This window comes from Aeromonas sp. HMWF015 (assembly GCF_963878965.1).
Classification (GTDB): domain Bacteria; phylum Pseudomonadota; class Gammaproteobacteria; order Enterobacterales; family Aeromonadaceae; genus Aeromonas; species Aeromonas veronii.
The window spans coordinates 21,910-22,967 of the sequence record NZ_CAWNZT010000133.1; the positions used below are offsets into that span (position 1 = coordinate 21,910).

Sequence of the window (1,058 nt, forward strand, 5' to 3'; positions counted from 1 at the left end):
GGTTCGAGATGGACCCGACCGCCGTCAAAGAGGAGTGGTGCCGTCTCTCCGGCCGCAAGCACGGCTAAGCGCGGGCAACATAGACGCCAACCTCATGCCATCAGGGCTCCCATTCGGGGGCCCTGATTGTTTTGGCCTGTCGAACTCTTCCAGGTCCGTGGACATGGGCATGATCGCCCTCCCTTCTGATTGTGTTCGTTTGAAAACAACAGACACCTTTTATTCCGGTAAGATAGTGGTCCGAGCCAACGCAACCGAGAAGGATTTCTTATGCGGATTGCCATTCTGGATGACTATCAGGATCAGGTGCGCCACCTCCCCTGCTTTGCCCTGCTGGCGGGTCATGACGTCACCATCCTCAACCAGAGCGAACCCGATACAACGCGCCTTGCCGCCCTGCTGGAAGGAATGGAAGCACTGGTGCTGACCCGCGAGCGTACCCGCATCGACGAACAGCTGCTGATACAGCTTCCCACCCTTAAACTCATCAGCCAGACCGGAAAAGTCAGCCAGCATATCGACCCGGCACTATGCCAGCAGTACGGCGTTGCCGTGGCAGAAGGGATCGGCAGCCCTATTGCTCCCGCCGAGCTCTGCTGGGCGCTCATCATGGCAGCCTCCCGCCATATACCTGTTTACAGCCAGGCGTTAAGCCAAGGCCAATGGCAGCAATCTGGTGACCTCGGTTTGGGACGCACGCTGCATGGGCTGACGCTCGGCATCTGGGGCTACGGCAAGATAGGCCAGCGGATCGCCCGCTATGGCAAGGCATTCGGCATGTCGGTACTGATATGGGGCAGTGAGGCTTCGCGCAGGCAGGCCGAGCTGGATGGCTATGCCTGCGCCTCCAGCAAGGAGGTGCTCTTCAGTCAAGCCGATATCCTCACGCTGCATCTGCGCCTGAGCGAGGCAACCCGCGGCGCTGTTACCCGCGCAGATCTGGCCCGCATGAAAGTTGACTCTCTGCTGGTCAATACCAGCCGTGCCGAACTTATCGAGCCGGGCGCCCTCTATGCAGAGCTCAGTAACCATCCTGGGAAACGGGCCGCGCTCGATGT

The 1,058-nt window shown here is 59.8% G+C and carries 1 pseudogene; it reads left to right on the forward strand.

The features are described from left to right. Positions 1-270: 270 nt before the first annotated feature. Positions 271-1,058: pseudogene (locus AACS18_RS06990) on the forward strand (D-2-hydroxyacid dehydrogenase family protein); the annotation flags it as partial.